General features: G+C 71.6%; 20 protein-coding genes and 1 pseudogene. 20 read left to right on the top strand and 1 reads right to left on the bottom strand.

The window, feature by feature from the left end; genetic code table 11:
* Positions 1 to 77 precede the first annotated feature (77 nt).
* Positions 78 to 668, bottom strand: coding sequence for a hypothetical protein (locus ACIRRS_RS11625; RefSeq protein ID WP_402968319.1), 591 nt, complete (start codon positions 666 to 668; stop codon positions 78 to 80).
* A gap of 194 nt (positions 669 to 862) precedes the next feature.
* Here ACIRRS_RS11625 and ACIRRS_RS11630 point away from each other — a divergent pair, with 194 nt between their 5' ends.
* From ACIRRS_RS11630 to ACIRRS_RS11725, 20 genes and pseudogenes are all read left to right on the top strand, one after another.
* Positions 863 to 1,987 carry a sensor histidine kinase gene (locus tag ACIRRS_RS11630; protein ID WP_402968322.1) on the top strand — a complete coding sequence of 375 codons (1,125 nt, stop codon included), beginning with the start codon at positions 863 to 865 and terminating at the stop codon, positions 1,985 to 1,987.
* A gap of 68 nt (positions 1,988 to 2,055) precedes the next feature.
* The gene (locus tag ACIRRS_RS11635) at positions 2,056 to 2,679 is read left to right on the top strand and encodes a response regulator (RefSeq protein ID WP_402968800.1); all 624 of its coding nucleotides are present in this window, start codon (positions 2,056 to 2,058) and stop codon (positions 2,677 to 2,679) included.
* 1,041 nt (positions 2,680 to 3,720) lie between these two features.
* Positions 3,721 to 4,080 (top strand): NADH-quinone oxidoreductase subunit A, encoded by a 360-nt coding sequence (locus tag ACIRRS_RS11640; RefSeq protein WP_030060100.1) that lies wholly within the window; start codon positions 3,721 to 3,723, stop codon positions 4,078 to 4,080.
* 175 nt (positions 4,081 to 4,255) lie between these two features.
* Positions 4,256 to 4,810, top strand: a complete 555-nt coding sequence (locus ACIRRS_RS11645; protein WP_196952813.1) for an NADH-quinone oxidoreductase subunit B family protein — start codon at positions 4,256 to 4,258, stop codon at positions 4,808 to 4,810.
* A pseudogene (locus tag ACIRRS_RS11650) lies at positions 4,807 to 5,505 on the top strand (NADH-quinone oxidoreductase subunit C); the annotation flags it as partial. The gene ACIRRS_RS11645 and the pseudogene ACIRRS_RS11650, both read left to right, overlap by 4 nt.
* 14 nt (positions 5,506 to 5,519) lie before the next feature.
* The gene (locus ACIRRS_RS11655; RefSeq protein WP_402968326.1) at positions 5,520 to 6,860 is read left to right on the top strand and encodes an NADH-quinone oxidoreductase subunit D; all 1,341 of its coding nucleotides are present in this window, start codon (positions 5,520 to 5,522) and stop codon (positions 6,858 to 6,860) included.
* Positions 6,857 to 7,615, top strand: a complete 759-nt coding sequence (gene nuoE / locus ACIRRS_RS11660; protein WP_402968329.1) for an NADH-quinone oxidoreductase subunit NuoE — start codon at positions 6,857 to 6,859, stop codon at positions 7,613 to 7,615. Before ACIRRS_RS11655 ends, nuoE begins: the two co-directional genes overlap by 4 nt.
* Positions 7,615 to 8,976, top strand: a complete 1,362-nt coding sequence (gene nuoF / locus ACIRRS_RS11665) for an NADH-quinone oxidoreductase subunit NuoF (protein WP_402968332.1) — start codon at positions 7,615 to 7,617, stop codon at positions 8,974 to 8,976. Before nuoE ends, nuoF begins: the two co-directional genes overlap by 1 nt.
* Positions 8,973 to 11,474 (top strand): NADH-quinone oxidoreductase subunit G, encoded by a 2,502-nt coding sequence (locus ACIRRS_RS11670; RefSeq protein WP_402968335.1) that lies wholly within the window; start codon positions 8,973 to 8,975, stop codon positions 11,472 to 11,474. Before nuoF ends, ACIRRS_RS11670 begins: the two co-directional genes overlap by 4 nt.
* Positions 11,471 to 12,799 carry an NADH-quinone oxidoreductase subunit NuoH gene (nuoH, locus tag ACIRRS_RS11675; protein WP_402968338.1) on the top strand — a complete coding sequence of 443 codons (1,329 nt, stop codon included), beginning with the start codon at positions 11,471 to 11,473 and terminating at the stop codon, positions 12,797 to 12,799. Before ACIRRS_RS11670 ends, nuoH begins: the two co-directional genes overlap by 4 nt.
* Before the next feature lie 6 nt (positions 12,800 to 12,805).
* Positions 12,806 to 13,399 (top strand): NADH-quinone oxidoreductase subunit NuoI, encoded by a 594-nt coding sequence (gene nuoI, locus ACIRRS_RS11680; protein ID WP_402968340.1) that lies wholly within the window; start codon positions 12,806 to 12,808, stop codon positions 13,397 to 13,399.
* Positions 13,399 to 14,274 (top strand): NADH-quinone oxidoreductase subunit J, encoded by an 876-nt coding sequence (locus tag ACIRRS_RS11685; RefSeq protein WP_402968803.1) that lies wholly within the window; start codon positions 13,399 to 13,401, stop codon positions 14,272 to 14,274. Before nuoI ends, ACIRRS_RS11685 begins: the two co-directional genes overlap by 1 nt.
* Positions 14,271 to 14,570, top strand: coding sequence for an NADH-quinone oxidoreductase subunit NuoK (nuoK, locus tag ACIRRS_RS11690; protein ID WP_402968343.1), 300 nt, complete (start codon positions 14,271 to 14,273; stop codon positions 14,568 to 14,570). The genes ACIRRS_RS11685 and nuoK overlap by 4 nt, the downstream gene beginning before the upstream one ends.
* 14 nt (positions 14,571 to 14,584) lie before the next feature.
* A complete protein-coding gene (gene nuoL / locus ACIRRS_RS11695; protein ID WP_402968346.1) occupies positions 14,585 to 16,480 on the top strand; it encodes an NADH-quinone oxidoreductase subunit L in 1,896 nt (631 codons plus the stop codon).
* Positions 16,481 to 16,520: 40 nt separating this feature from the next.
* The gene (locus ACIRRS_RS11700; protein WP_402968349.1) at positions 16,521 to 18,149 is read left to right on the top strand and encodes an NADH-quinone oxidoreductase subunit M; all 1,629 of its coding nucleotides are present in this window, start codon (positions 16,521 to 16,523) and stop codon (positions 18,147 to 18,149) included.
* Positions 18,146 to 19,780 carry an NADH-quinone oxidoreductase subunit NuoN gene (nuoN, locus tag ACIRRS_RS11705; RefSeq protein ID WP_402968352.1) on the top strand — a complete coding sequence of 545 codons (1,635 nt, stop codon included), beginning with the start codon at positions 18,146 to 18,148 and terminating at the stop codon, positions 19,778 to 19,780. Before ACIRRS_RS11700 ends, nuoN begins: the two co-directional genes overlap by 4 nt.
* 301 nt (positions 19,781 to 20,081) lie before the next feature.
* A complete protein-coding gene (locus ACIRRS_RS11710; protein ID WP_402968355.1) occupies positions 20,082 to 21,092 on the top strand; it encodes a polyprenyl synthetase family protein in 1,011 nt (336 codons plus the stop codon).
* A gap of 72 nt (positions 21,093 to 21,164) precedes the next feature.
* Positions 21,165 to 21,827 (top strand): response regulator, encoded by a 663-nt coding sequence (locus tag ACIRRS_RS11715; RefSeq protein WP_402968358.1) that lies wholly within the window; start codon positions 21,165 to 21,167, stop codon positions 21,825 to 21,827.
* A 202-nt stretch (positions 21,828 to 22,029) separates the two neighbouring features.
* Positions 22,030 to 24,021: a 2-oxoacid:acceptor oxidoreductase subunit alpha gene (locus ACIRRS_RS11720; protein ID WP_402968361.1), complete on the top strand. Its 1,992-nt coding sequence runs from the start codon at positions 22,030 to 22,032 to the stop codon at positions 24,019 to 24,021.
* A complete protein-coding gene (locus ACIRRS_RS11725; protein ID WP_402968364.1) occupies positions 24,018 to 25,073 on the top strand; it encodes a 2-oxoacid:ferredoxin oxidoreductase subunit beta in 1,056 nt (351 codons plus the stop codon). The genes ACIRRS_RS11720 and ACIRRS_RS11725 overlap by 4 nt, the downstream gene beginning before the upstream one ends.
* Positions 25,074 to 25,119: the final 46 nt, after the last annotated feature.

A 25,119-nucleotide genomic window follows, 5' to 3' on the forward strand; every position in this document is an offset into this window, starting at 1 on the left:
TGGGCGGCCTCAAGGCCGGCGTCGTCCGTGCCGATAGGACGGCGAACCGCAGTGATCGCCTTCGGCCCCCGCCGCTGTCACCGTTGCCGCCGCAGCAGCGTGCGGCGCGCGTAGTCGAGGGTGACGATGCCGAGCAGCGGCCCCCAGGCCACGAGAGGCAGATAGGCCGCCGTCATCACCAGGCCGGCGAACCCGTGCGGGGAATCCGGCTGGGCCATGTCCTGCGCCCAACCGCCGAAGAACGCACGCATCCCCAGTACGGTGAGCACCACCGCGCCCGCCAGGGCCGGCACGATCGCGGCGAGCGGACGGACGCGCCGGCCGCCGAGCACCGGTATCCAGCGCGGCACCACCCGCCCCCAGGGCCGGACCAACCCCATGGTCAGGAACGTCAGCACCTCGGCCAGCGCGCTCAGCGCCACGCAGTAGACCGTGCCCCACCCCGGCTGGTGCTCGGCGAAAGCGGCCATCGTCGCCCCCGTGAAGCCGAGCGGCACACCGAACCCGAACACGATCCGCCACAGCCCCGAGGGCACCGCGGTCAGCGCGGCGGCCTTGGCAGCCAGCTCGACCCACTGCGGCGGGGGCGCGACCCCGTCCATGGAGCCCCTGGCTCCCCGCCCGGAGATCCGATCCCCACTCGTGACCACGACCACGTTCTTCGACATGCTGCGAACCCCTTCCCGGGCCGACTCCCGGCGCCGACCGCGCCGCATCGAGACTGGCCCCCGAACCGGAGCTCCCGGCAGTGCCGATCGGCACATCCCCGCAGCTCAACACCCCTGTGATATATGCCGATCGGCACAGGCGGACCCCTACGCCGCTGTCGTAATCTGTCGGCACACGAAGAGAGGAGGTGGCCATGTCTCAGATCCTGTCGGCGGTTCTTCCGGTGTTCCTGCTGCTCGCCCGCCCGGCGAGCCGGCGGTACAGCATGACGGCTGTGACGGCCACGCTCGGCGCGGTCTCCGCGGCGGTCACGATCTGCGTCTGGATCGCCGGCCGTTGGACGGAAGCGGAGCGCTGGCCGGGCGCGGTCGGCCTGGTCGAGGTGGCTGGCCTGCTGCTGGCGGTGGTCCTCACCCTGCGCGCGCAGGAGGGGATGCGCTGCGCGGTGGCGGTCTGGTCGGCCTGCGGCGCGGTGACGCTCTGGCCCTCCCGCTTCGGCCTGGCCGACGGCCCGCTCGATGCGCTGGACCTCTTCGGCTTCGGGGCACTCCTCTCGCTGCCGACCATCCTGATCGGGCTCTACCTGCGCGGCCTGGAGGACGCCAGGCACCGCGCGGTGGCCGAGGCCAAGCGCTCCCAGCGGCTCGAACTGGCCCACGACCTGCACGACTTCGTGGCCCACGACGTGAGCGGCATGGTCGCCCAGGCTCAGGCCGGGGCTTACCTCGCCGCGATCGACCCGGCCCGCGCCGTCGAGATGTTCGAGCGGATAGAGCAGGCCGGCCAGCGGGCCCTGGCCTCGCTGGACCGGACGGTCCACCTGCTGCGCACCGAGGACGGCGGCGGCCGGGGCCCGCAGCCGGGCCTGGCCGAACTCGTCCAGGTGGCAGAGCAGTTCACCGCAGCTGGAGGTACGGCGGTCCACCTGGACCTCCCGGAGCAGCCGGTGCCCCGGGAGGTGGAGGGCACGGTCCACCGGATCGTCGTCGAGGCACTGACCAACGTCAGGAGGCACGCCCCGGCCGCGCGAACCGTGGCGGTCCGGGCCCGACACACAGGCGGGTGGCTGGAGTTGACCGTGACCAACGACGGCCGGCACCAGGCCCCGGAGCGGCCGCGGCGCGGCGGCGGGAGCGGGCTGCCCGGTCTGACGGCCCGAGTGGAGGCCCTCGGCGGCTCGCTCGAAGCCGGTCCGCACGAGGGGGACTCCTGGCGGGTGGCGGTCGCGCTCCCCGTGGAGGGAGCGGCCCGTCGCGGCGGCCGGGGTCGGCCGGTGCAGGAGCAAGAGCAGACGAGTAGCGGGGAGTTGCACGTATGAGGAGTGGTGTGGGGCCGATCAGGGTCCTGATCGCCGACGACCAGGCGGACGTCCGCAGCGCGTTCCGGATGGTCCTGGACGCCCAGCCGGACATGACGGTCGTCGCGGAGGCGGCCGACGGCACGATGGCGGTGCAGGAGGCGCGGCGGCTGAAACCGGACGTGGTGCTTGCGGACATCCGGATGCCGAAGCTCGACGGATTGGAGGTGACGCGGCAGTTGGAGGGCCAGTGCAAGGTCGTCGTGGTGACGACCTTCGACCTGGACGAGTACGTACACACGGCTCTGCGGCACGGTGCGGCGGGGTTCCTGCTCAAACGCTCGGGTCCGGTGCTGCTGATCGAGGCGGTCCGGGCGGCGATGGCCGGGGACGCGTTGATCAGCCCGCAGGTCACGGTGCGGCTGCTGCGGCACATGGCGGTCGGGGAGAAGGCCCCCGAGGCCGGGGCGGGCACCGGTCCGGCCGTGACCGGGCCGCTGATAACCGGCTCGGAGGAGGAACTGACGTCGAGAGAAAGGGAGATCGCTGAGCTGGTGGCCGACGGCGCGACCAACGCCGAGATCGGCACCGGGTTGTTCATCTCACCAGGGACGGTCAAGAACCATCTCGCCAACATCCAGCGCAAGCTCGGGGCCCGTAACCGGGTGGGCATCGCGGCCTGGGTGTGGGAACAGGCGGTCGGCAACCGGTAGCCGGCCCACAGCCCGAAGGGCGAGGGCGGATTCAAGGGCAGGCACCCGTCAGAAGGGCGGGCCGGCCCACAGGAGACAGGGAAAGGGAGGTAGGAGGGAGCGCCGCAGAGCGAAGGCAGGCCCCGGAAGAGGGCTGGGAACAGAGGGACGCGCCAGGTAGGGGCCGCCCGCCCAGAAGGGGCGGGCCCGGAATGGGAGAAGGCCTCCCGCCGAGGGACAGCGGGCAGGGCGCGATGGGCGCCGCGCGAGCGCGCGCGATGGGCGCGAGGGCGCACAGGGCCATGAGGCGCACATGGTGCACAAGGCGCACACAGTGCACAAGATGCACACGGTGCACGAGGCGCACGAGTTGCGTAGGGCGCGAGGGCATCCGGGCACGCGGGAGCGTGGGCACCGAGGGATGCGGGAGTGCGGGCGCGCGGGAGCGCGGCGCCGCAGGTGAGTGAGTGCGCGAGCGCACGCGATGGCCGCGTGCTGGGACCGGCCGGCCCAGCATGGGCAACACTGCGGCGGGCGGCGGGCGGCGGGCGGCGGGCGGCGGGCGGCGGGCGGCGGGCGGGTGGGGGAGGGGGAGGGGGAGGGGGAGGGGGAAAGGACCCCCACGCGCGCACTCGCGCGCTTGTGAACGAAGGGTCAAGCACACGTTCCCCCCACCACCACCCCTCAGAGTGAGCCGCTATAACACGTCAACATGACGCCCAGAAATTTGCCGCCCCCGACGCATAGTTGATATAGAAGCACGCCCCCGACCAGCAACTCCACAAGCAATTGCGACTGCTTGTGACCATTTGACTTCTTTGCGTTGACATTTATGGGCATGCTCACATTCAGGCCACCCCACACAGTGTCGTAGATCACAAAGATGCCCATGAACTGCGTGTCGCAGATCACAAGCCAACAGGCATAGGATGCGCTCACTCCGGGCCTTGTGAACTGCCTCACATGAGGCGGATCACGGGAACCGGAGCGCGGGTTCACCTCTGTGTGACCCGCCGGTTCCGATCTGCAGTCAAGGACGACTGGACGGAGGGAGCGGGGGCTATGAATGCCTACGCGCCGATCCTCGTACTCGGTGCCATCGCGGCGGCGTTCGCGGTCGGCTCCGTCGTGATGGCCTCTCTCACCGGCCCGAAGCGCTACAACCGGGCCAAGTTGGAGGCGTACGAGTGCGGCATCGAGCCGACCCCGCAGCCCGTGGGCGGCGGTCGGTTCCCGATCAAGTACTACCTGACGGCGATGCTCTTCATCGTCTTCGACATCGAGATCGTCTTCCTCTACCCCTGGGCGGTGACCTTCGACGCCCTGGGGATCTTCGGGCTGGTCGAGATGCTCCTGTTCATCGCCACCGTCTTCGTCGCGTACGCCTACGTCTGGCGTCGCGGCGGCCTGGAGTGGGACTGAGCGCGGGCGGCCGCCCACCCGTCGGCCGGCGGTGCGTTCGCCGGTCCGCGCCTCCCCTTGTGAACGCGCGGACAAGCGGACCAGCCGACCAGGCGGCGAGCCACCGAGGGCTCGCCCCGACCGGTCGACGTATCCGAGGACTTGAGGGCATCTTGAGGGCATTGAGAGGGATCTGATGGGAATCGAGGAGAAGCTGCCGAGCGGCTTTCTGCTCACGACCGTGGAGACGGCCGCCGGCTGGGTGCGCAAGGCGTCACTCTTCCCCGCCACCTTCGGTCTGGCCTGCTGCGCGATCGAGATGATGACCACCGGCGCCGGCCGCTACGACCTGGCCCGGTTCGGGATGGAGGTCTTCCGGGGCTCCCCCCGCCAGGCCGATCTGATGATCGTCGCGGGCCGGGTGAGCCAGAAGATGGCCCCGGTGCTGCGCCAGGTGTACGACCAGATGGCCAACCCCAAGTGGGTCATCTCGATGGGCGTCTGCGCCTCCTCCGGCGGGATGTTCAACAACTACGCGATCGTGCAGGGCGTCGACCACATCGTCCCCGTGGACATCTACCTGCCCGGCTGTCCGCCCCGCCCGGAGATGCTGATGGACGCCATCCTGAAGCTGCACGACAAGATCCAGCACGAGCCGCTGGGCGTGAACCGGCGCCGGGCCGAGGAGTTGGGCGAGGCGCTCGCCCTGCAGGCGACCCCGATCAGCGAGATGCGGGGGCAGCTGCGATGAACGACCAGGTACCCGAGACCCGCCGCGAGCAGCCGGTGCGCGAGATCCCCGTCGAGGTGGTCGGCCGCCGCCAGGGCATGTTCGGCGCCCAGGGCAGCGGCGACACCTCCGGCTTCGGCGGCCTCGCCGCACCGATCGTGCTGCCCGGCCCGAGCGAACGCCCGTACGGCGGCTGGTTCGACGAGGTGGCCGACGAGCTGGAGGGCGCGCTGGAGGAACAGGGCCTGGACCCGGCCGAGGTGATCGAGAAGACCGTCGTCGACCGGGGCGAGCTGACCTTCCACGTCGACCGCGCCCACCTCCTGGAGACCGTCCGCCTGCTGCGCGACGACCCGGCGCTGCGGTTCGAACTGTGCCTGGGCGTCAGCGGCGTGCACTACCCCGGCGACAAGGGCCGCGAGCTGCACGCGGTCTACCACCTGCGCTCGATCACCCACACCCGGCTGATCCGCCTGGAGGTCACCGCCCCGGACGCGGACCCGCGCATCCCGTCCGTGGTCGCCGTCTACCCGACCAACGACTGGCACGAGCGCGAGGCCTACGACTTCTTCGGCCTGGTCTTCGAGGGCCACCCGGCGCTCACCCGGATCATGATGCCCGACGACTGGCTGGGCCACCCGCAGCGCAAGGACTACCCGCTCGGCGGCATCCCCGTCGAGTACAAGGGCGCCCAGATCCCGGCACCCGACCAGCGGAGGTCGTACAGCTGATGAACACCTCGCACGACGAACAGGCGCGGGAAGCCCGGTCCCGCGACACCACCGAGGGCCGGGTCTTCACCGTCACCGGCGGCGACTGGGGCGAGGTCGTCGAGGCGCTCGGCCGCGCCGACGACGAGCGCATCATCGTCAACATGGGCCCACAACACCCGTCCACCCACGGCGTGTTGAGGCTGATCCTGGAGATCGACGGCGAGACGGTGAAGGAGGCCCGCTGCGGCATCGGCTACCTCCACACCGGCATCGAGAAGAACATGGAGTTCCGCAACTGGGTCCAGGGCACCACCTTCGTGACCCGCATGGACTACCTGACCCCGCTGTTCAACGAGACCGCCTACTGCCTGGCCGTCGAGAAGCTGCTCGGCGTCACCGACGACGTCCCGGACCGCGCCAGTGTCATCCGCGTGATGATGATGGAGCTCAACCGCATCTCCTCCCACCTGGTCTGCCTGGCCACCGGAGGCATGGAGATCGGCTCCACCACCCTGATGATCTACGGCTTCCGCGACCGCGAACTCATCCTGGACGCCTTCGAGTTGGTCACCGGCCTGCGGATGAACCACGCGTACGTCCGCCCCGGCGGCCTCGCCCAGGACCTCCCGCCCGGCGCCGTCGACCAGATCCGCGAGGCCGTGCGCACCATCCGCTCCCGAATGCACGAGTACGACAAACTCGCCACCGGCAACCCGGTGTTCAAGGCCCGCCTCGTCGACGTCGGCCACCTGGACCTGGCCGGCTGCCTGGCCCTCGGCGCCACCGGCCCGATCCTGCGCGCCACCGGCCTGCCGCACGACCTGCGCAAGTCCGAGCCGTACTGCGGCTACGAGGACTACGACTTCGAGGTCGCCACCGCCGACACCGCCGACTCCTACGGACGCTTCCTGATCCGCCTGGAGGAGATGCACCAGTCGCTGCGGATCGTCGAGCAGTGCCTGGACCGGCTGCGCCCGGGCCCGGTCATGGTGGCCGACAAGAAGATCGCCTGGCCGGCCCAACTGGCCGTCGGCCCCGACGGGATGGGCAACTCACTCGACCACATCCGCACGATCATGGGCACCTCCATGGAGGCCCTGATCCACCACTTCAAGCTGGTCACCGAGGGCTTCCGCGTCCCGGTCGGCCAGGCGTACGTCGCGGTCGAGTCCCCCAAGGGCGAGCTGGGCGTGCACGTGGTCAGCGACGGCGGGACGCGCCCCTACCGGGTGCACTTCCGGGACCCGTCGTTCACCAATCTGCAGTCGATGGCGGCGATGTGCGAGGGCGGCCAGGTGGCCGACGTGATCGTCGCGGTGGCCGGGATCGACCCGGTGATGGGAGGCGTGGACCGGTGACCAATGTCGAACTCGGACTGCCGGCACTGCCGGCCAAGCCGTACCCCGAGGAGGTGCACGCCCGCCTCGCCGCCGACGCCGCCGAGCTGATCGGCCGCTACCCGCAGCCCCGCTCGGCGCTGCTGCCGCTGCTGCACCTGGTGCAGGCCGAGGAGGGCTTCGTCAGCGCGACGGGGATCCGCTTCTGCGCCGAGCAGTTGGAGCTGACCACCGCCGAGGTCACGGCCGTGGCGACCTTCTACACCATGTACCGCCGGCGCCCCGCCGGCACGTACCACGTCGGGGTCTGCACCAACACCCTGTGCGCGGTCCTCGGCGGCGACCAGATCTTCGCCGAGCTCCAGCAGCACCTGGGCATCGGCAACAACGAGACCACCGCGGACGGCGCGATCTCGATCGAGCACATCGAGTGCAACGCCGCCTGCGACTACGCCCCCGTGGTGATGGTCAACTGGGAGTTCTTCGACGACCAGACCCCGCAGAGCGCCAAGCGGCTGGTCGACGACCTGCGGGCCGGCCGCGAGGTCCGTCCCACCCGCGGAGCCCGGCTCTGCGGCTTCAAGGAGACCGCCCGCATCCTGGCCGGCTTCCCGGACGAACGCCCGGGTGCCAACGACGAGTCCGGCGCCGGCGGCGACCCCTCGCTCGCCGGCCTGCGGCTCGCCCGCGGCGAGGCCCTGCCCGGCACCCCGGGCGCCCGCATCGTCTCCCCGCGCCCCGAGACCGGCGGCACCAGCGAAGGGACCGAAGCGTGATGACCTCCGCCGAGCCGGCCGAGAAGCTGCTCACCCCCGTCCTGTCCGCCTCCTGGGACGACTCGCGCCCCTGGACGCTCGCCACCTACCGCCGCCACCAGGGCTACGAGGGCCTCAAGGCGGCCCTGGCCATGGCCCCGGACGACGTGATCGCCCTGGTCAAGGACTCCGGCCTGCGCGGCCGCGGCGGCGCGGGCTTCCCCACCGGGATGAAGTGGCAGTTCATCCCGCAGAACGACGGCAAGCCCCACTACCTGGTGGTCAACGCCGACGAGTCCGAGCCGGGCACCTGCAAGGACATCCCGCTGCTCTTCGCCAACCCGCACGCCCTGATCGAGGGCATGATCATCGCCTCCTACGCCATCCGCTGCGACCACGCCTTCATCTACCTGCGCGGCGAGGTCGTCCCGGTGCTGCGCCGCCTGCACACGGCCGTCGCCGAGGCGTACGAGGCCGGGCTGCTGGGCCGGAACGTCCTCGGCTCCGGCATCGACCTCGACATCACCGTGCACGCCGGCGCCGGCGCGTACATCTGCGGCGAGGAGACGGCGCTGCTGGACTCCCTGGAGGGCCGCCGGGGCCAGCCGAGGCTGCGGCCGCCGTTCCCGGCGATCGCCGGCCTCTACGCCTGCCCGACCGTGGTCAACAACGTGGAGTCCATCGCCTCGGTCCCGCCGATCCTGGCCCGCGGCAAGGAGTGGTTCAAGGGCCTGGGTACCGAGAAGTCCCCCGGCTTCACGCTCTACTCGCTGTCCGGCCACGTCACCAACCCCGGCCAGTACGAGGCCCCGCTCGGCATCACCCTGCGCCAGCTGCTGGAGCTGAGCGGCGGCGTCCGCGCCGGCCACCGGCTGAAGTTCTGGACGCCGGGCGGATCCTCCACCCCGATGTTCACCGACGAGCACCTCGACGTCCCCCTGGACTATGAGGGCGTCGGCGCGGCCGGATCGATGCTCGGCACCAAGGCGCTGCAGGTCTTCGACGAGACCACCTGCGTGGTGCGGGCCGTGACCCGCTGGACGGAGTTCTACGCCCACGAGTCCTGCGGCAAGTGCACCCCCTGCCGCGAGGGCACCTACTGGCTCGTCCAGCTGCTCAAGCGGATCGAGGCGGGCGAGGGCGTCGAGGGGGACCTCGAGAAGCTCCTCGACATCGCCGACAACATCAACGGCAAGTCCTTCTGCGCCCTGGGCGACGGCGCCGCCAGCCCGATCGTCTCCTCGCTGCAGCACTTCCGGGCCGAGTACGAGCAGCACCTGGCCGAGCGCCGCTGCCCGTTCGACCCGGCCGCCTCCACCGTCTGGGCCGACGGCCCCCGCCCCGGCCACCCGTCCGCCACCGAAAGGGAGGTGCACGCGTGACGATCACAGAGCCAAACGCCTCCGGGACGGCGGTCGAACTGGTCACGCTCACCATCGACGGCGTCGAAGTGCAGGTCCCCAAGGGGACGTTGGTGATCCGGGCCGCCGAGACGATCGGCACCCAGATCCCGCGCTTCTGCGACCACCCGCTGCTCGACCCGGCCGGCGCCTGCCGGCAGTGCATCGTCGAGGTGGAGGGCCAGCGCAAGCCGGTCGCCTCCTGCACCATCCCCGTCGCCGAGGGCATGGTGGTGCGCACCCAGCTCAGTTCGCCGGTGGCCGAGAAGGCGCAGCGCGGCGTGATGGAGCTGTTGCTGATCAACCACCCCCTGGACTGCCCGGTCTGCGACAAGGGCGGCGAGTGCCCGCTGCAGAACCAGGCGATGTCCAGCGGCGCCGCGGACTCCCGCTTCGACGGGATGAAGCGCACCTACGCCAAGCCGCTGCCGATCAGCAGCCAGGTGCTGCTGGACCGGGAGCGCTGCGTGCTGTGCGCGCGCTGCACCCGCTTCTCGCAGCAGATCGCGGGGGACCCGTTCATCGACCTGGTGGAGCGCGGCGCGCTGCAGCAGGTCGGCACCGGCGAGGGCGACGACTTCGAGTCGTACTTCTCCGGGAACACCATCCAGATCTGCCCGGTGGGCGCGCTGACCTCGGCCGCGTACCGGTTCCGCTCCCGCCCGTTCGACCTGGTGTCCTCGCCGAGCGTGTGCGAGCACTGCTCGGCGGGCTGCGCGCAGCGCACGGACCACCGCCGGGGCAAGGTGCTGCGCCGCCTGGCGGGCGAGGACCCGGCGGTGAACGAGGAGTGGAACTGCGACAAGGGCCGCTTCGCCTTCCGCTACGCCCAGCAACGCGACCGCCTGACGAGCCCGCTGGTGCGCGATGCCCAGGGCGAACTCGTCCCCGCCTCCTGGCCGGAGGCGCTGGCCCGCGCGGCCGAGGGCCTGCGCGGCGCCCGTACGGGCGTGCTGGCGGGCGGCCGGGTGACGGTCGAGGACGCGTACGCGTACGGGAAGTTCGCTCGGGTGGTGCTGGGCACCAACGACGTGGACTTCCGCTCGCGCCCGCACAGCGGCGAGGAGGCGGAGTTCCTGGCGGCGGCGGTGGCCGGCCGCGGGGTGGACGTGGACGGCACCGGCCTCTCGTACGAGGAGCTGGAGCAGGCCCCGGTGGTGCTGCTGGCGGGCCTGGAGCCGGAGGAGGAGTCGCCGATCGTCTTCCTGCGGCTGCGCAAGGCCTCCCGCGCGAAGGGCCGGCGGGTCTTCTCCGTGGCGGCGTTCGCCTCCCGGGGCCTGGCGAAGCTGCGCGGCGTCCTGCTGCCGGCGGCGCCGGGGACGGAGGCGGAGTGGTTCGGGGCGCTGGCCTCGGAGGAGCCGCTGACGGACGAGGCGGGCCGGGCGGCGGAGCTGCTGCGCAGCCCGGGCGCGGTGGTCCTGGTGGGCGAGCGCCTGGCCGCGGTGCCGGGCGCGCTGACGGCGGTGCTGCGCCTGGCGCACGCGACGGGCGCCCGGACGGCCTGGGTGCCGCGCCGGGCGGGCGAGCGCGGCGCGGTGGAGGCGGGCCTGCTGCCCTCGCTGCTGCCGGGCGCCCGCCCGGTGGCCTCGGCGGCGGCGCGGGCGGAGGCGGCGGAGGTCTGGGGGGTCGCGGAGCTGCCCTCCCGCCCGGGCCGGGACACCGGCGGGCTGCTGACGGCGGCGGCGCGCGGTGATCTGGACGCGCTGCTGGTCGGCGGGGTCGGTGTGGACGACCTGCCGGACGTGGCGCTGGCCGAGGAGGCGCTGGCGGCGGTGCCGTTCGTGGTGTCGCTGGAGCTGCGGCCCTCGGCGGTGACGGCGCACGCGGACGTGGTGCTGCCGGTGGCGGCGGTGGCGGAGAAGGCGGGCACCTTCCTGGACTGGGAGGGCCGGGTGCGGATGTTCGAGGCCGCGCTGAAGCCGGACCAGCAGGCGACCCGTCATCTGCAGTCGGACCTGCGGGTGCTGGACATGCTGGCGGACGCGCTGGGCCACAGGCTCGGCCTGCCGGACGTCCGGGCGGCGCGGCTGGAGCTGGACCGTTTCACCCCCTGGGAGGGCGAGCGCCCGGCGGCCCCGTCGGCGCACCCGGGCGTGCTGCCCCGCCCGGCCACCGGCCAGGCGGTGCTGGCGGGTTGGCGCCTGCTGCTGGACGAGGGCTCGCTGCAGCAGGGGGACCCGCACCTGGCGGGCACCCGGCACGCGGCGGTGGCCCGGCTGTCCTCGGCGACGGCCCGGGAGATCGGCGCGGTGGAGGGCGAGGGCCTGCGGCTGACGGGCCCGGTGGGCTCGCTGACGCTGCCGCTGGAGGTGGCGGACTCGCTGCCGGAGCGGACGGTGTGGGTGCCGCTCAACTCGACGCCGGGCGGCGCGCAGCGCGCCCTCGGCACGACGGTGGGCCATCTGGTGACGATCGCCGCGGCCGGCCCGGCGCCTGTCGCCGAGGTCGAGGCCGTCGAAGCCGAAGGGGAGGCGCGATGACTCCGCAGCCGTACGAGACGCTGCACTTCTTCGGGCAGGACCCGTGGTGGCTGGTGCTGCTGAAGGCGGTGTTCTGCTTCGCGTTCCTGGTCGGGACGGTGCTGGTCGCGATCGTGTGGGAGCGCAAGGTGGTGGCCTGGATGCAGTTGCGCATCGGGCCGAACCGGCACGGCCCCTGGGGCCTGCTGCAGTCGCTGGCGGACGGCGTGAAGCTGGCGCTGAAGGAAGACCTGGTGGTCAAGGGCGCCGACAAGGTGGTCTACGTCCTGGCCCCGGTCGTCTGCGCGATCCCGGCGTTCATGGCCTTCGCGGTGATCCCCTTCGGCCCGGCCGGTGACGAGGTGTCGATCTTCGGCACCCGCACCCCGCTGCAGCTGACGGACTTCCCGGTGGCGCTGCTGTACATCCTGGCGACGGCCTCGATCGGCATCTACGGGATCGTGCTGGCGGGCTGGTCCTCCGGCTCGACGTACCCGCTGCTGGGCGGGCTGCGCTCGGCGGCGCAGATGGTGAGCTACGAGATCGCGATGGGCCTGTCCTTCGCGGCGGTGTTCATCTACTCGGGCTCGATGTCGACCTCGGAGATCGTCTCCCACCAGCAGCCGACCTGGTTCGCGGCGCTGCTGCCGGTGTCGTTCATCGTGTACATCATCGCGATGGTGGGCGAGACCAACCGGGCGCCGTTCGACCTCCCGGAGGCGGAGGGCGAGCTGGTCGGCGGCTTCAACACCGAGTACTCCTCGCTGAAGTTCGCGATGTTCATGCTGGCCGAGTACGTGAACATGGTGACGGTCTCGGCGGTGGCCTCGACGCTGTTCCTGGGCGGCTGGCGGGCGCCGTGGCCGGTGTCGACCTTCTGGGAGGGCGCCAACCACGGCTGGTGGCCGATGCTGTGGATCGTTCTGAAGATCCAGCTGCTGCTGTTCTTCTTCATCTGGCTGCGCGGCACGCTGCCGCGGCTGCGCTACGACCAGTTCATGAAGCTGGGCTGGAAGGTCCTGATCCCGGTCTCGCTGGTGTGGCTGGTGCTGATCGCCAGCGTGCGGGCGCTGCGCAACGAGGGCTACGGCTTCGGCGAGGTGGTCCTGTACGTGGGCGCGCCGGTGGGCGTGGTGCTGCTGCTGGCGCTGCTGCGGGACTTCCTCAAGAAGCAGCCCGAGCCCGAACCGGCGCCCCCGGCGGGCGAGTTCGACCCGATGGCCGGCGGCTACCCGGTGCCGCCGCTGCCCGGGCAGGTGCTGCCGCCGGTGCCGCGCCGCCCGTCCCGCGCGCAGAAGCAACTGCAGGACGCCCGCAGCGGCGCCGACCATTCCGAGGGGAGCTGAACCGAGATGTCCTCCGACCAGAGCGACCGGCCCGAGCGGCCGTCGATCCTCGGCCCGGCCGCCGGCTTCGGCGTGACCTTCAAGGCCATGTTCAAGAAGCGGCTGACCGAGCAGTACCCGGAGCAGAAGAAGCCGACGGCCCCGCGCTTCCACGGCCGCCACCAGCTGAACCGGCACCCGGACGGCCTGGAGAAGTGCGTCGGCTGCGAGCTGTGCGCGTGGGCGTGTCCGGCGGACGCGATCTACGTGGAGGGCGCGGACAACCGGGACGAGGAGCGCTACTCGCCCGGCGAGCGCTACGGCGCGGTCTACCAGATCAACTACGCCCGCTGCATCCTGTGCGGCCTGTGCATCGAGGCCTGCCCGACGAGGGCGCTGACGATGACCAACGAGTACGAGCTCGCGGACTCCTCCCGCAAGGACCTGATCTTCACCAAGGAGCAGCTGCTGGTGGGCCTGTCCGAGGGCATGGTCGACTCCCCGCACGCGATCTTCCCGGGTACCGACGAGGGCGCGTACTACCGGGGCGAGATCACGGCGGCGGCGCCGGGGACGGTCCAGCAGGAGCGCACCGACCGGGAGAAGGAGGTGCGGCCGTGATCGGATACCTCGCGGCCGGGGCCGCGACGACCTCCACGGGCGAGGCCGTCCAGTTCTGGGTGCTGGCGGTGGTCGCGGTGGGCGGCGCGCTGGGCATGGTGCTGATGCGCAAGGCGGTGCACAGCGCGCTGTGCCTGGCGGCGACGATGCTGGCGCTGGCGGTCTGCTACATGGCGCAGGGCGCGGTGTTCCTGGGCGTGGTGCAGATCGTGGTGTACACCGGCGCGATCATGATGCTGTTCCTGTTCGTGGTGATGCTGGTCGGCGTGACGAGCGAGGACTCGCTGAAGGAGCAGCTGAAGGGCCAGCGGGTCGCGGCGGTGCTGTGCGGGCTGGGCTTCGGGGTGCTGCTGATCGCGGGGATCGCCCACGCGAAGCTGGGGCACTTCACGGGCCTGTCGGAGGCGAACGCCGAGGGCAACGTGCCGGGCCTGGCCCGGTTGATCTTCACCCGGTACGTCTGGGCGTTCGAGGTGACGGGCGCGCTGCTGATCACGGCGGCGATCGGCGCGATGGTGCTGACGCACCGTGAGCACGTGAAGGCGCCGAAGACGCAGCGGGAGCTGGCGGCCCAGCGGGTGCGCGACAACCTGCAGCTGCCGCCGCTGCCGGCGCCGGGCGTGTACGCGCGGCACAACGCGGTGGACGTGCCGGCGCTGCTGCCGGACGGCACGGTGGCCGAGGACTCGGTGATGGCGACGCTGCGCGAGCGCGGCCAGGTCCGTGACGTCAGCGGGGACATGCTGCGGCGGATGGCGGAGCTGGAGAACAGCACGGCCGACTGGCTGGGCCGTCCGTCCTCGGAGCGCCCCGCGGTCGCGGGCCCCCGCAAGTCCCTGGAGCCGGTTCCCCACCACGAGGAGGGCGCGGAGTGAACCCGGTCAACTATCTGTACCTGTCGGCCCTGTTGTTCACCATCGGCGCCTCCGGGGTGCTGATCCGCCGCAACGCGATCGTCCTGTTCATGTGCGTGGAGCTGATGCTGAACGCCTCGAACCTGGCGCTGGTGACCTTCTCCCGGATGCACGGGACGCTGGACGGCCAGATCATCGCCTTCTTCACGATGGTGGTCGCCGCGGCGGAGGTTGTCGTCGGGCTGGCCATCATCGTCTCCATCTTCCGGACCAGGCACACCGCTTCGGTCGACGACAGCAATCTGATGAAGCTGTAGGCGGAGGGCCTTCGGTGAACTCTCTCATTCCGCTGCTGGTGGCGGCCCCGCTGGCCGGAGCAGCCCTGTTGCTGCTCGGCGGCCGGGCCCTCGACCGGTTCGGCCACTGGCTGGCCACCGCGCTCGCCGCGCTCTCGTTCGGCTTCGGCCTGGCGCTCTTCTCGGACATGCTGGGCCGCGACGCCGAGCACCGGGCGGTGACCAGGCACCTGTTCAGCTGGGTCCCGGTGAACGGCTTCCAGGCCGACTTCACGTTCCGGCTCGACCAGTTGTCGATGACCTTCGTGCTGCTGATCACCGGGGTCGGCACCCTGATCCACCTGTACTCGGTGGGCTACATGGCGCACGACGAGCGCCGGCGCCGCTTCTTCGCGTACCTGAACCTGTTCCTGGCGGCGATGCTGCTGCTGGTCGTCGCGGACAACTACCTGCTGCTGTACTTCGGTTGGGAGGGCGTGGGCCTGGCCTCGTACCTCCTGATCGGCTTCTGGCAGCACAAGCCGAGCGCGGCGACGGCGGCCAAGAAGGCCTTCATCGTCAACCGGGTCGGCGACATGGGCCTGTCCATCGCGATCATGCTGATGTTCGCGGAGTTCGGCTCCTTCGCCTTCGGCCCGGTCTTCGACACCGCGAAGCAGGCGAGCGAGGGCAAGCTGACGGCGATCGGCCTGATGCTGCTGCTGGCGGCCTGCGGCAAGTCGGCGCAGGTGCCGCTGCAGTCCTGGCTCGGGGACGCGATGGAGGGCCCGACCCCCGTCTCGGCACTGATCCACGCGGCGACGATGGTGACGGCCGGGGTGTACCTGATCACCCGCTCCTCGGCGATCTTCGACCTGGCGCCGGACGCCCGCACCGCCGTGGTGGTGGTCGGAGCGGTGACGCTGCTCTACGGTGCGGTCGTCGGGTGCGCCAAGGACGACATCAAGAAGGCGCTGGCCGGCTCGACGATGTCGCAGATCGGCTACATGATCCTCGCGGCGGGCCTGGGCCCGATCGGCTACGCCTTCGCGATCATGCACCTGGTGACGCACGGCTTCTTCAAGGCGGGGCTGTTCCTCGGCGCCGGGTCGGTCATGCACGGCATGAACGACGAGGTGAACATGCGTCACTACGGCGGCCTGCGCAAGTACATGCCGGTGACGGCCGTGACGTTCATCCTCGGGTACCTGGCGATCATCGGATTCCCGGGCCTGTCCGGCTACTTCTCCAAGGACAAGATCATCGAGGCCGCCTTCGCCAAGGGCGGCACCGAGGGCTGGATCCTGGGCCTGTGCACCCTGGTCGGCGCGGCGGTCACCGCGTTCTACATGACCAGGGTGGTGCTGCTGACCTTCTTCGGCGAGAAGCGCTGGCAGCCGGACGCCAAGGGCGACCTCCCGCACCCGCACGAGTCGCCGAGGACGATGACGATCCCGATGGTGCTGCTGGCCGTCGGCTCGGTGTCCGCGGGCTGGCTGTTCGACTTCCGCAGCGGCTTCCTGCACTGGCTGGAGCCGGTCACCGGCCACGCGGAGGGCAACCCGCCGCTCGGCGCCTGGACGATCACGGGCCTGGCCACGGCCTGCATGCTGGCGGGCGTCGGCCTGTCGTACGTCATGTACGGCCGCTCCCCGGTGCCGGTGACGCCCCCGGTCGGCTCCCCGCTGACCAGGGCCGCCCGCCGGGACCTGCTCCAGGACGAGATCAACCACGCCGTCCTGGTGCGCCCCGGCTCGGCGCTCACCGCGACGCTGGTGTACTTCGACAGCCGCGGCCTGGACGGCTTCGTCAACGGCCTGGCGGCCGCGATCGGCGGCCTGTCGAGCCGGCTGCGCCGGGTGCAGAACGGCTTCGTCCGCACCTACGCGCTCTCCATGTTCGGCGGCACGCTGGTGCTCGTCGCCTCCACTCTCCTGATGAGGTCCGTCTGATGGGCATCCGATCCACGACCCGCGGGGGAGGCGAGACGCCGTGAGTGCTCTGTTGTCCGCCACCTGCGCCGTCCCGGCGGTGGGCGCGGTCCTGACCGCGGCCCTGCCGGCCGGCTCCACCGAGTCACGGCGCCGCACCACCAAGGCGGTGGCGCTGGCCGTCTCCGCCGTCACCCTCGTCCTGGCCGCCGTGGCGGCCGCCCGCTTCGACCCGCACGGCGCGCGCTACCAGCTGACGGAGTCGTACAGCTGGATCCGCTCCTTCGGCATCACCTTCTCGCTGGGGGTGGACGGCATCGGCGCCGCCCTCGCGCTGCTCACCGCCGTCCTGGTGCCGGTGGTGATGCTCGCCTCCTGGCACGACGCCGACCCCGAGCCCAGGGACGCCGGCACCGAGGCCGCGACGTTCGAAAGCAGGCGCCGCACCCAGGGCTTCTTCGCCCTGATCCTCGCGGTGGAGGCGATGGTCCTCGTCTCCTTCTACGCCACCGACGTCTTCGTCTTCTACGTGTTCTTCGAAGCCATGCTGATCCCGATGTACTTCCTCATCGGCGGCTTCGGCGACCGCGCGGGCGGCCCGGACTCGGCGCGCCAACGCTCCTACGCCGCCGTGAAGTTCCTCCTCTACAACCTGCTCGGCGGCCTGGTCATGCTGGCCGCCGTGATCGGCCTGTACGTGGTGGCGCAGGACCAGGGCGTCGGCACCTTCGACCTGCAGGCCCTCACCTCCGCCGTCGCGGACGGCCGGCTGCAGCTCGGCGGCACCGCCGAGAAGGCGCTGTTCCTCGGCTTCTTCTTCGCCTTCGCCGTGAAGGCCCCGCTGTGGCCGCTGCACACCTGGCTGCCCAACGCGATGGGCGAGTCGACGGCCGGGACGGCGGTGCTGATCACCGCCGTGGTCGACAAGGTCGGCACCTTCGCGATGCTGCGCTTCTGCCTGGGCCTGTTCCCGGACGCCTCGAAGGCCTTCGCCCCGGCGATCCTGGTGCTGTCCCTGATCGGGATCGTCTACGGGGCGCTGCTGGCGATCGGCCAGAAGGACATCAAGCGCCTGGTGGCGTACGCGTCGATCTCCCACTTCGGCTTCATCATCATGGGGATCTTCGCGATGACGAGCCAGGGGCAGAGCGGCGCGACGCTCTACATGGTCAACCACGGCATCTCCACCGCCGCGTGGATGCTGGTGGCCGGCTTCCTGATCTCGCGCCGCGGCTCGCGGCTGATCGCCGACTACGGCGGTGTGCAGAAGGTCGCCCCGGTGCTCGCCGGGACGTTCCTGATCGGCGGGCTGGCGACGCTGTCGCTGCCGGGGCTGGCGCCGTTCGTCTCCGAGTTCCTGGTGCTGGTGGGCACGTTCACCCGCTACCCGGCGATCGGGATCGTCGCGACCTTCGGCATCGTGCTGGCCGCGCTGTACGCGCTGCTGCTGTACCAGCGCACCATGACGGGCCCGGTGAAGGAGGGCGTGCGTGCCATCCCGGACCTCAAGGTGCGCGAACTGGCCGTGGTGGCCCCGCTGGTGGCGCTGACGATCCTGCTCGGCGTCTACCCCAAGCCGCTCACCGACCTGGTGAACCCCTCGGTGGACGCGACGCTCTCGCAGATCCACCGGACCGACCCGGCGCCGGCCCACCCGGTGACCGCCAGCTCCGGAGGTGAGCAGAAGTGAGCGCCCCCGCAGTGCTCGTCGCCGCTGGCGGCAACACGCCCAGCATCCCGGCGCCGCACATCGAGTACGGCCAGCTCTCCCCGATGCTGGTGGTGTTCGGCGCGGCCGTGGCCGGCATCCTGGTGGAGGCCTTCGTGCCCCGCCGCTACCGGCACTGGACGCAGGTCGGCCTGGCGCTGACGGCGCTGGCCGGCGCCTTCGTCGCCGTGGTGGTGCTGGCCGCGCAGGGCCACGGCCCGCACCTGGACCTGCTGGCGATGGAGGCCGTCGCCATGGACGGCCCGGCCCTGTTCGTCCAGGGGGTGATCCTGCTGGTCGCCGTCGTCGCGGTGCTCACCTACGCGGAGCGCCGGCTGGAGCCGGTGGCGGGCGGCCTGCCCGCCGACGCGTTCGCCGCGCAGGCCTCCGCGACCCCGGGCGGCGAGCAGGAGCGCGCCGCGAACCGGGCCGGCTGGACGACCAGCGAGGTCTTCCCGCTGACGATGTTCGCGGTCGGCGGCATGCTGCTGTTCCCCGCCGCCAACGACCTGCTGACGATGTTCGTGGCGCTGGAGGTCTTCTCCCTGCCGCTGTACCTGCTGTGCGCGCTGGCCCGGCGCCGGAGGCTGCTGTCGCAGGAGGCGGCGGTCAAGTACTTCCTGCTCGGCGCCTTCGCCTCGGCGTTCTTCCTGTTCGGCACGGCGCTGCTGTACGGGTACGCGGGCAGCGTGAAGCTGGTCGACATCGCCGACGTGATCTCCGGCAAGTCGATGTCCACCCCGGCGCAGCTGAGCTCGACGCAGAGCGACGTGCTGCTGCTGATCGGCCTGGCGATGCTGGCGGTCGGCCTGCTGTTCAAGGTCGGCGCGGTGCCGTTCCACGCCTGGACACCGGACGTGTACCAGGGCGCGCCGACCCCGGTGACGGGCTTCATGGCCTCGGCGACGAAGGTCGCCGCGTTCGGGGCGTTCCTGCGGCTGTTCTACGTGGCCTTCCCCGGTCTGAAGCTGGACTGGCGGCCGGTGATGTGGGGCGTGGCGATCCTGACGATGGTGGTCGGCGCCGTCCTCGCGGTGACCCAGCAGGACGTCAAGCGCCTGCTGGCGTACTCCTCGATCGCGCACGCCGGGTTCATCCTGACCGGCGTGATCGCGCTGGACCGGCAGGGCGTCTCCTCGGTGCTGTTCTACCTGGCGGCGTACTCCTTCGTGACGCTGGGCGCGTTCGCGGTGGTGACGCTGGTGCGCGACTCCAAGGGCGAGGCGACGCACCTGTCCTCCTGGGCGGGCCTGGGGCGGCGCTCGCCGCTGGTGGCGGCGGTGTTCGCGCTGTTCCTGCTGGCCTTCGCGGGCATCCCGCTGACCTCGGGGTTCACGGGGAAGTTCGCGGTGTTCCAGGCGGCGGCGGCCGGCGGGGCGACGCCGCTGGTGATCGTCGGTGTGCTGAGCTCGGCGGTGGCCGCGTTCTTCTACATCCGGGTGATCGTGCTGATGTTCTTCTCCGATCCTCAGCCCGGCGGCCCGACGGTGGCGATCCCCAGCCCCTTCACGGCGACGGCGATCGGGGTCGGGGTGCTGGTGACGCTGGGCCTGGGACTGCTGCCGCAGTACTTCCTGGACCTCGCGTCCAAGGCCTCGCTGTTCGCGTACTGACCGTTCTCGCCGGCGCCCGTCGCGGGCCGGTCCGGACACCCGGGCCGGCCCGAGGCGTGCGGCGGGCGCCGGCCGCCGGATCTTGTCCGGTTCCCTGCACGGGCCTTTATCCGGGCCGGAATTCGCCCCCACCGCCGCGACCCCCGCGCAGCCCGTCTGACCTGGGCCTCAGGCCCGGTCACAACGGGACCAGCACGCCCGTGCAGTGATCCACTCACGACCGGATACCCTGCCTGTATGGCCAGCGGCGGCACTCAGGGACCAGGCCGCTAGATCGACCAGGGACAGAGGAGTGGTCTTCGTGACCGTCGTGGGACCCTTCGGGCTCAGCGTGCAGGACCGCGACCTGACCCGGGACGTCCAGGCCGGACTGGACGCGGTGGAGGCGGCGCTCGCCGAGACCGTCAAGAGCGACGTCCCGTTCATCACCGTCACCGCCAGTCACCTCATCGAGGCCGGCGGCAAGCGCTTCCGCCCCCTGCTCCTGCTGCTGGCCGCCCAGTTCGGCGACCCGGGCGCGCCTGGCGTGGTGCCGGCGGCCGTCGTCGTCGAACTGACCCACCTGGCCACGCTGTACCACGACGACGTCATGGACGAGGCGCCCGTGCGCCGGGGCGCCCCCAGCGCCAACTCCCGCTGGGACAACTCGGTGGCCATCCTCACCGGCGACTTCCTGTTCTCCCGCGCCTCCCAGGTCCTCGCCGACCTCGGTCCCGAAGCGGTGCGGATGCAGGCCGAGGCCTTCGAGCGGCTCGTCACCGGCCAGATCATGGAGACCCGCGGCCCCGGCCCGGACGTCGACCCGCTGCTGCACTACCTGGACGTGCTGGCCGGCAAGACCGGCTCGCTGATCGCCGTCTCCTGCCGGATAGGAGCACAGGCGGCCGGCGCCGAGCAGTGGGTGGTGGACACCCTCGGTGACTTCGGCGAGCGGATCGGCATCGCCTTCCAGCTGGCCGACGACGTGCTGGACATCGCCAGCGACGGCGACGAGTCCGGCAAGACGCCCGGCACCGACCTGCGCGAGGGCGTGCCCACCCTGCCGACCCTGCTGCTGCGCCAGATGCCGGCCGACCCGGCCGACGAGGCGGACACCCGGCTGCGCGAACTGCTCGACCAGGACCTCGCGGACGACGCCCTGCACGCCGAGGCGCTGCGCCTGCTGCGCCGCCACCCGGCGCTGGAGCGGGCCCGCCGCGAGACGCTGCGCCAGGCCGAGGAGGCCCGGGCGCTGCTGGCCCCGCTGCCGGACTGCCCGGCCAAGGCGGCGCTGGAAGCGCTGTGCGACTCGGTGGCCATCCGCACCATGTGACCCGCTCCCGGCGCTCTTCCGGCATGGGGGAGACTGGCTGTCGTCAGCCACAGCCCTGCCGGGAAGGTCGCCATGCGCCGCGTCGTCATCGCCGAGGACTCCGTACTGCTGCGGGAGGGCCTGACCAGGCTGCTCACCGACCGCGGCCTGGAGGTGGTCGCGGGCGTCGGGGACGGCGAGGCGCTGCTGCGCGCCGTGGACGCCCTCGCGGCGCAGGACGCGCTGCCGGACGTGGTGGTCTCCGACGTGCGGATGCCGCCGAGCCACACGGACGAGGGCCTGCGCGCCTGCGTGGAGCTGCGCGGCCGCTACCCGCAGCTGGGTGTGCTCGTCCTGTCGCAGTTCGTGGAGGAGCGCTACGCCTCGGAGCTGCTGGCCGGCTCCACCCGGGGCGTCGGCTACCTGCTCAAGGACCGCGTCGCCGAGGTGCGCGAGTTCGCCGACGCGGTGGTGCGGGTGGCCGAGGGCGGCACCGCGCTGGACCCGGAGGTGGTGCAGCAACTGCTCAGCCGCAGCCGCAAGGGCGACGTCCTGGCGGGCCTGACCCCGCGCGAGCGCGAGGTGCTGGGCCTGATGGCGGAGGGCCGCACCAACGCGGCCGTCGCCCGGCAACTGGTCGTCTCGGACGGCGCGGTGGAGAAGCACGTCAGCAACATCTTCCTCAAGCTGGGCCTGGCCCAGAGCCCGGAGGACCACCGCCGGGTGCTCGCGGTGCTCACGTACCTCAACTCCTAGGGGAGCAGGGCCCTAGGAATGGCCGCCTCCTCCCGGGTGTTGTCCCCAGTGCGCGGTACGCCCCGTGTTCCGGCGATTTCCCGCCGCACGCGGGAGTTCCAGTCCGGTTCGACCTCGCGCGCTTAGTATGCGAGAGGTGCACCAAGCGGACGGGGCACAGGGCCGCGCCCGCGGTGGTGCGCCCACGAGGAGGTCCGCGGCAGTGACCAGTCAGGTCGATCAGTCAGAAGCAGTGGACGGCTCGGGCAGCGGCGAAGGCCGGACCGGCAGCGGTGGAGTCCGCCCCGGTTCCGCCTCGCCCGCCGGCCCTCCCGCCCCGGGCGGTCCGCCGAGGGCAAAGCCCATTCGCAGACTCGATCGGGTGATCATCCGGTTCGCCGGCGACTCGGGTGACGGCATGCAGCTCACAGGTGACCGCTTCACCTCCGAGACGGCGTCCTTCGGCAACGACCTGTCGACGCTGCCGAATTTCCCCGCCGAGATCCGGGCACCCGCCGGCACCCTGCCGGGCGTCTCGTCCTTCCAGTTGCACTTCGCCGACCACGACATCCTCACGCCCGGGGACGCCCCCGACGTGCTGGTGGCGATGAACCCGGCGGCGCTCAAGGCGAACCTGGAGGACCTGCCGCGCGGCGCGGAGATCATCGTCAACACCGACGAGTTCACCAAGCGGGCGCTGGCGAAGGTCGGTTACGAGGCCGACCCGCTGGACGACGGCTCGCTGGACGCCTACCGCCTGCACAGGGTGCCGCTCACGGCGCTGACGGTGGAGGCGCTCAAGGACAGCGGGCTGGCCCGCAAGGACGCCGAGCGGGCGAAGAACATGTTCGCCCTGGGCCTGCTGTCCTGGATGTACCACCGGCCCACCCACGGCACCGAGGCGTTCCTGCGCACGAAGTTCGCCAAGAAGCCGCAGATCGCCGAGGCCAACGTCAGCGCCTTCCGGGCCGGCTGGAACTTCGGCGAGACCACCGAGGCCTTCGCCGTCTCCTACGAGGTGCCGCCGGCGAAGCTCCCCGCCGGGCGCTACCGCAACATCTCCGGCAACCTGGCGCTCTCCTACGGCCTGATCGCCGCCGCCGAGCGCTCCGGGCTGCCGCTGTACCTGGGCTCGTACCCGATCACCCCGGCCTCCGACATCCTCCACGAGCTGTCCAGGCACAAGAACTTCGGGGTGCGCACCTTCCAGGCCGAGGACGAGATCGCCGGGATCGGCGCCGCCCTGGGCGCGGCCTTCGGCGGGGCGCTGGGCGTGACCACCACCTCCGGCCCGGGCGTGGCGCTCAAGTCGGAGACGATCGGCCTGGCCGTCTCGCTCGAACTGCCGCTGCTGGTCGTGGACATCCAGCGCGGCGGCCCCTCCACGGGCCTGCCGACCAAGACCGAGCAGGCGGACCTGCTGCAGGCGATGTTCGGGCGCAACGGCGAGGCGCCGGTGCCGATCGTCGCTCCCGCGACGCCCGCCGAGTGCTTCGACGCGGCGTTGGAGGCGGCCCGGATCGCCGTCACCTACCGCACCCCGGTCTTCCTGCTCTCGGACGGGTACCTGGCCAACGGCTCGGAGCCCTGGCGCATCCCGGAGGTCGGCGAACTCCCCTCCATCGACCCGGACTTCGCGACCGGGCCGAACCGGGAGGACGGCTCCTTCTGGCCGTACCTGCGGGATGCGGCGACCCTCGCCCGGCCCTGGGCGCTGCCCGGCACCCCGGGCCTGGAGCACCGCATCGGCGGCATCGAGAAGCAGGACGGCACGGGCAACATCTCCTACGACCCGGCCAACCACGACTTCATGGTCCGCACCCGCCAGGCCAAGGTGGACGGCATCGCCGTCAAGCCGCTGGAGGTGGACGACCCGAGCGGCGAGGCCCGGGTGCTGGTGCTCGGCTGGGGCTCGACGTACGGGCCGATCACCGCCGCGGTGCGCCGGGTGCGCGCGGACGGCGGCGAGGTCGCCCAGGCGCACCTGCGCAACCTCAACCCGTTCCCGGCCAACCTCGGTGCGGTGCTCAGGAGTTACGACAAGGTCATCGTGCCCGAGATGAACCTGGGCCAGCTGGCGATGCTGCTGCGCGCCAAGTACCTGGTGGACGCCGAGTCCTACAACCAGGTGCGCGGACTGCCGTTCAAGGCGGCGCAGTTGGCGGACGTGCTGTGGGCGGCGATCGGCACCCTGGACGAGGAGGACAACCGATGAGCGAGAACGGCTTCCCGTCCCTGAAGCTGGTGCCGAAGGCCGAAGCGCCGCAGAGCGCCCGGGACTTCAAGACCGACCAGGAGGTGCGCTGGTGCCCCGGCTGCGGGGACTACGCGGTCCTCGCGGCGGTGCAGGCGTTCATGCCGGAGCTGGGGATCCGGCGGGAGAACACCGTGTTCGTCTCGGGCATCGGCTGCTCCTCGCGCTTCCCGTACTACATGAACACCTACGGCGTGCACTCGATCCACGGCCGCGCCCCGGCGATCGCGACGGGGCTGGCCACGGCCCGCCGCGACCTGAGCGTGTGGGTGGTGACGGGCGACGGCGACGCGCTGTCCATCGGCGGCAACCACCTGATCCACGCGCTGCGGCGCAACGTCAATCTGAAGATCCTGCTGTTCAACAACCGTATCTACGGCCTCACCAAGGGCCAGTACTCGCCGACCAGCGAGGTCGGCAAGATCACCAAGTCCACGCCGATGGGCTCCCTGGACGCGCCGTTCAACCCGCTCTCGCTGGCGATCGGCGCGGAGGCCTCCTTCGTGGCGCGCACCATCGACTCCGACCGCAAGCACCTGCAGTCGGTGCTGCGGGCGGCGGCCGAGCACGAGGGCACGGCGCTGGTGGAGATCTACCAGAACTGCAACATCTTCAACGACGGCGCCTTCGAGGTCCTCAAGGAGCCCGGCACCCGGGACGAGGCGCTGATCCGCCTGGAGCACGGGCAGCCCGTGCGCTTCGGCGCCGACCTGGGCAACGGCGTCTTCCGGGGCCCGGACGGCGAGCTGTTCACGGCGCCGGTCACCGCCGCCAACGAGGCCGAGGTGCTGGTCCACGACGCCCACGCGGCAAGCCCCACACGGGCGTTCGCCCTGTCGCGGATCGCGGACGCGGACACCCTGCACCACACCCCGATCGGGGTGCTGCGGGACGTGCGGCGCCCGGTGTACGACGAGCTGATGGCCGGGCAGCTGGAGGCGGCCGAGGCCGGCCGGGGCCGGGGCGACCTGGCGGCGCTGCTCGCCGGGAGCGACACCTGGACGGTGGGCTGACGCCGCCCGGGAGGCCCGTGTGCGCGAACGAGGCGCCCCCGCCCGG

It is taken from the genome of Kitasatospora sp. NPDC101183 (assembly GCF_044767945.1).
Taxonomy (GTDB): domain Bacteria; phylum Actinomycetota; class Actinomycetes; order Streptomycetales; family Streptomycetaceae; genus Kitasatospora.

Excerpts from the sequence above, each read along its gene's own strand:
- nuoF (WP_402968332.1), top strand. The coding sequence starts at position 7,615 with ATGACCTCCGCCGAGCCGGCCGAGAAGCTGCTCACCCCCGTCCTGTCC.
- ACIRRS_RS11645 (WP_196952813.1), top strand. The coding sequence starts at position 4,256 with ATGGGAATCGAGGAGAAGCTGCCGAGCGGCTTTCTGCTCACGACCGTG.
- ACIRRS_RS11630 (WP_402968322.1), top strand. The coding sequence starts at position 863 with ATGTCTCAGATCCTGTCGGCGGTTCTTCCGGTGTTCCTGCTGCTCGCC.
- ACIRRS_RS11655 (WP_402968326.1), top strand. The coding sequence starts at position 5,520 with ATGAACACCTCGCACGACGAACAGGCGCGGGAAGCCCGGTCCCGCGAC.
- ACIRRS_RS11640 (WP_030060100.1), top strand. The coding sequence starts at position 3,721 with ATGAATGCCTACGCGCCGATCCTCGTACTCGGTGCCATCGCGGCGGCG.
- ACIRRS_RS11625 (WP_402968319.1), bottom strand. The coding sequence starts at position 668 with ATGTCGAAGAACGTGGTCGTGGTCACGAGTGGGGATCGGATCTCCGGG.
- ACIRRS_RS11725 (WP_402968364.1), top strand. The coding sequence starts at position 24,018 with ATGAGCGAGAACGGCTTCCCGTCCCTGAAGCTGGTGCCGAAGGCCGAA.
- ACIRRS_RS11635 (WP_402968800.1), top strand. The coding sequence starts at position 2,056 with ATGGTCCTGGACGCCCAGCCGGACATGACGGTCGTCGCGGAGGCGGCC.
- nuoI (WP_402968340.1), top strand. The coding sequence starts at position 12,806 with ATGTCCTCCGACCAGAGCGACCGGCCCGAGCGGCCGTCGATCCTCGGC.
- ACIRRS_RS11715 (WP_402968358.1), top strand. The coding sequence starts at position 21,165 with ATGCGCCGCGTCGTCATCGCCGAGGACTCCGTACTGCTGCGGGAGGGC.
- nuoH (WP_402968338.1), top strand. The coding sequence starts at position 11,471 with ATGACTCCGCAGCCGTACGAGACGCTGCACTTCTTCGGGCAGGACCCG.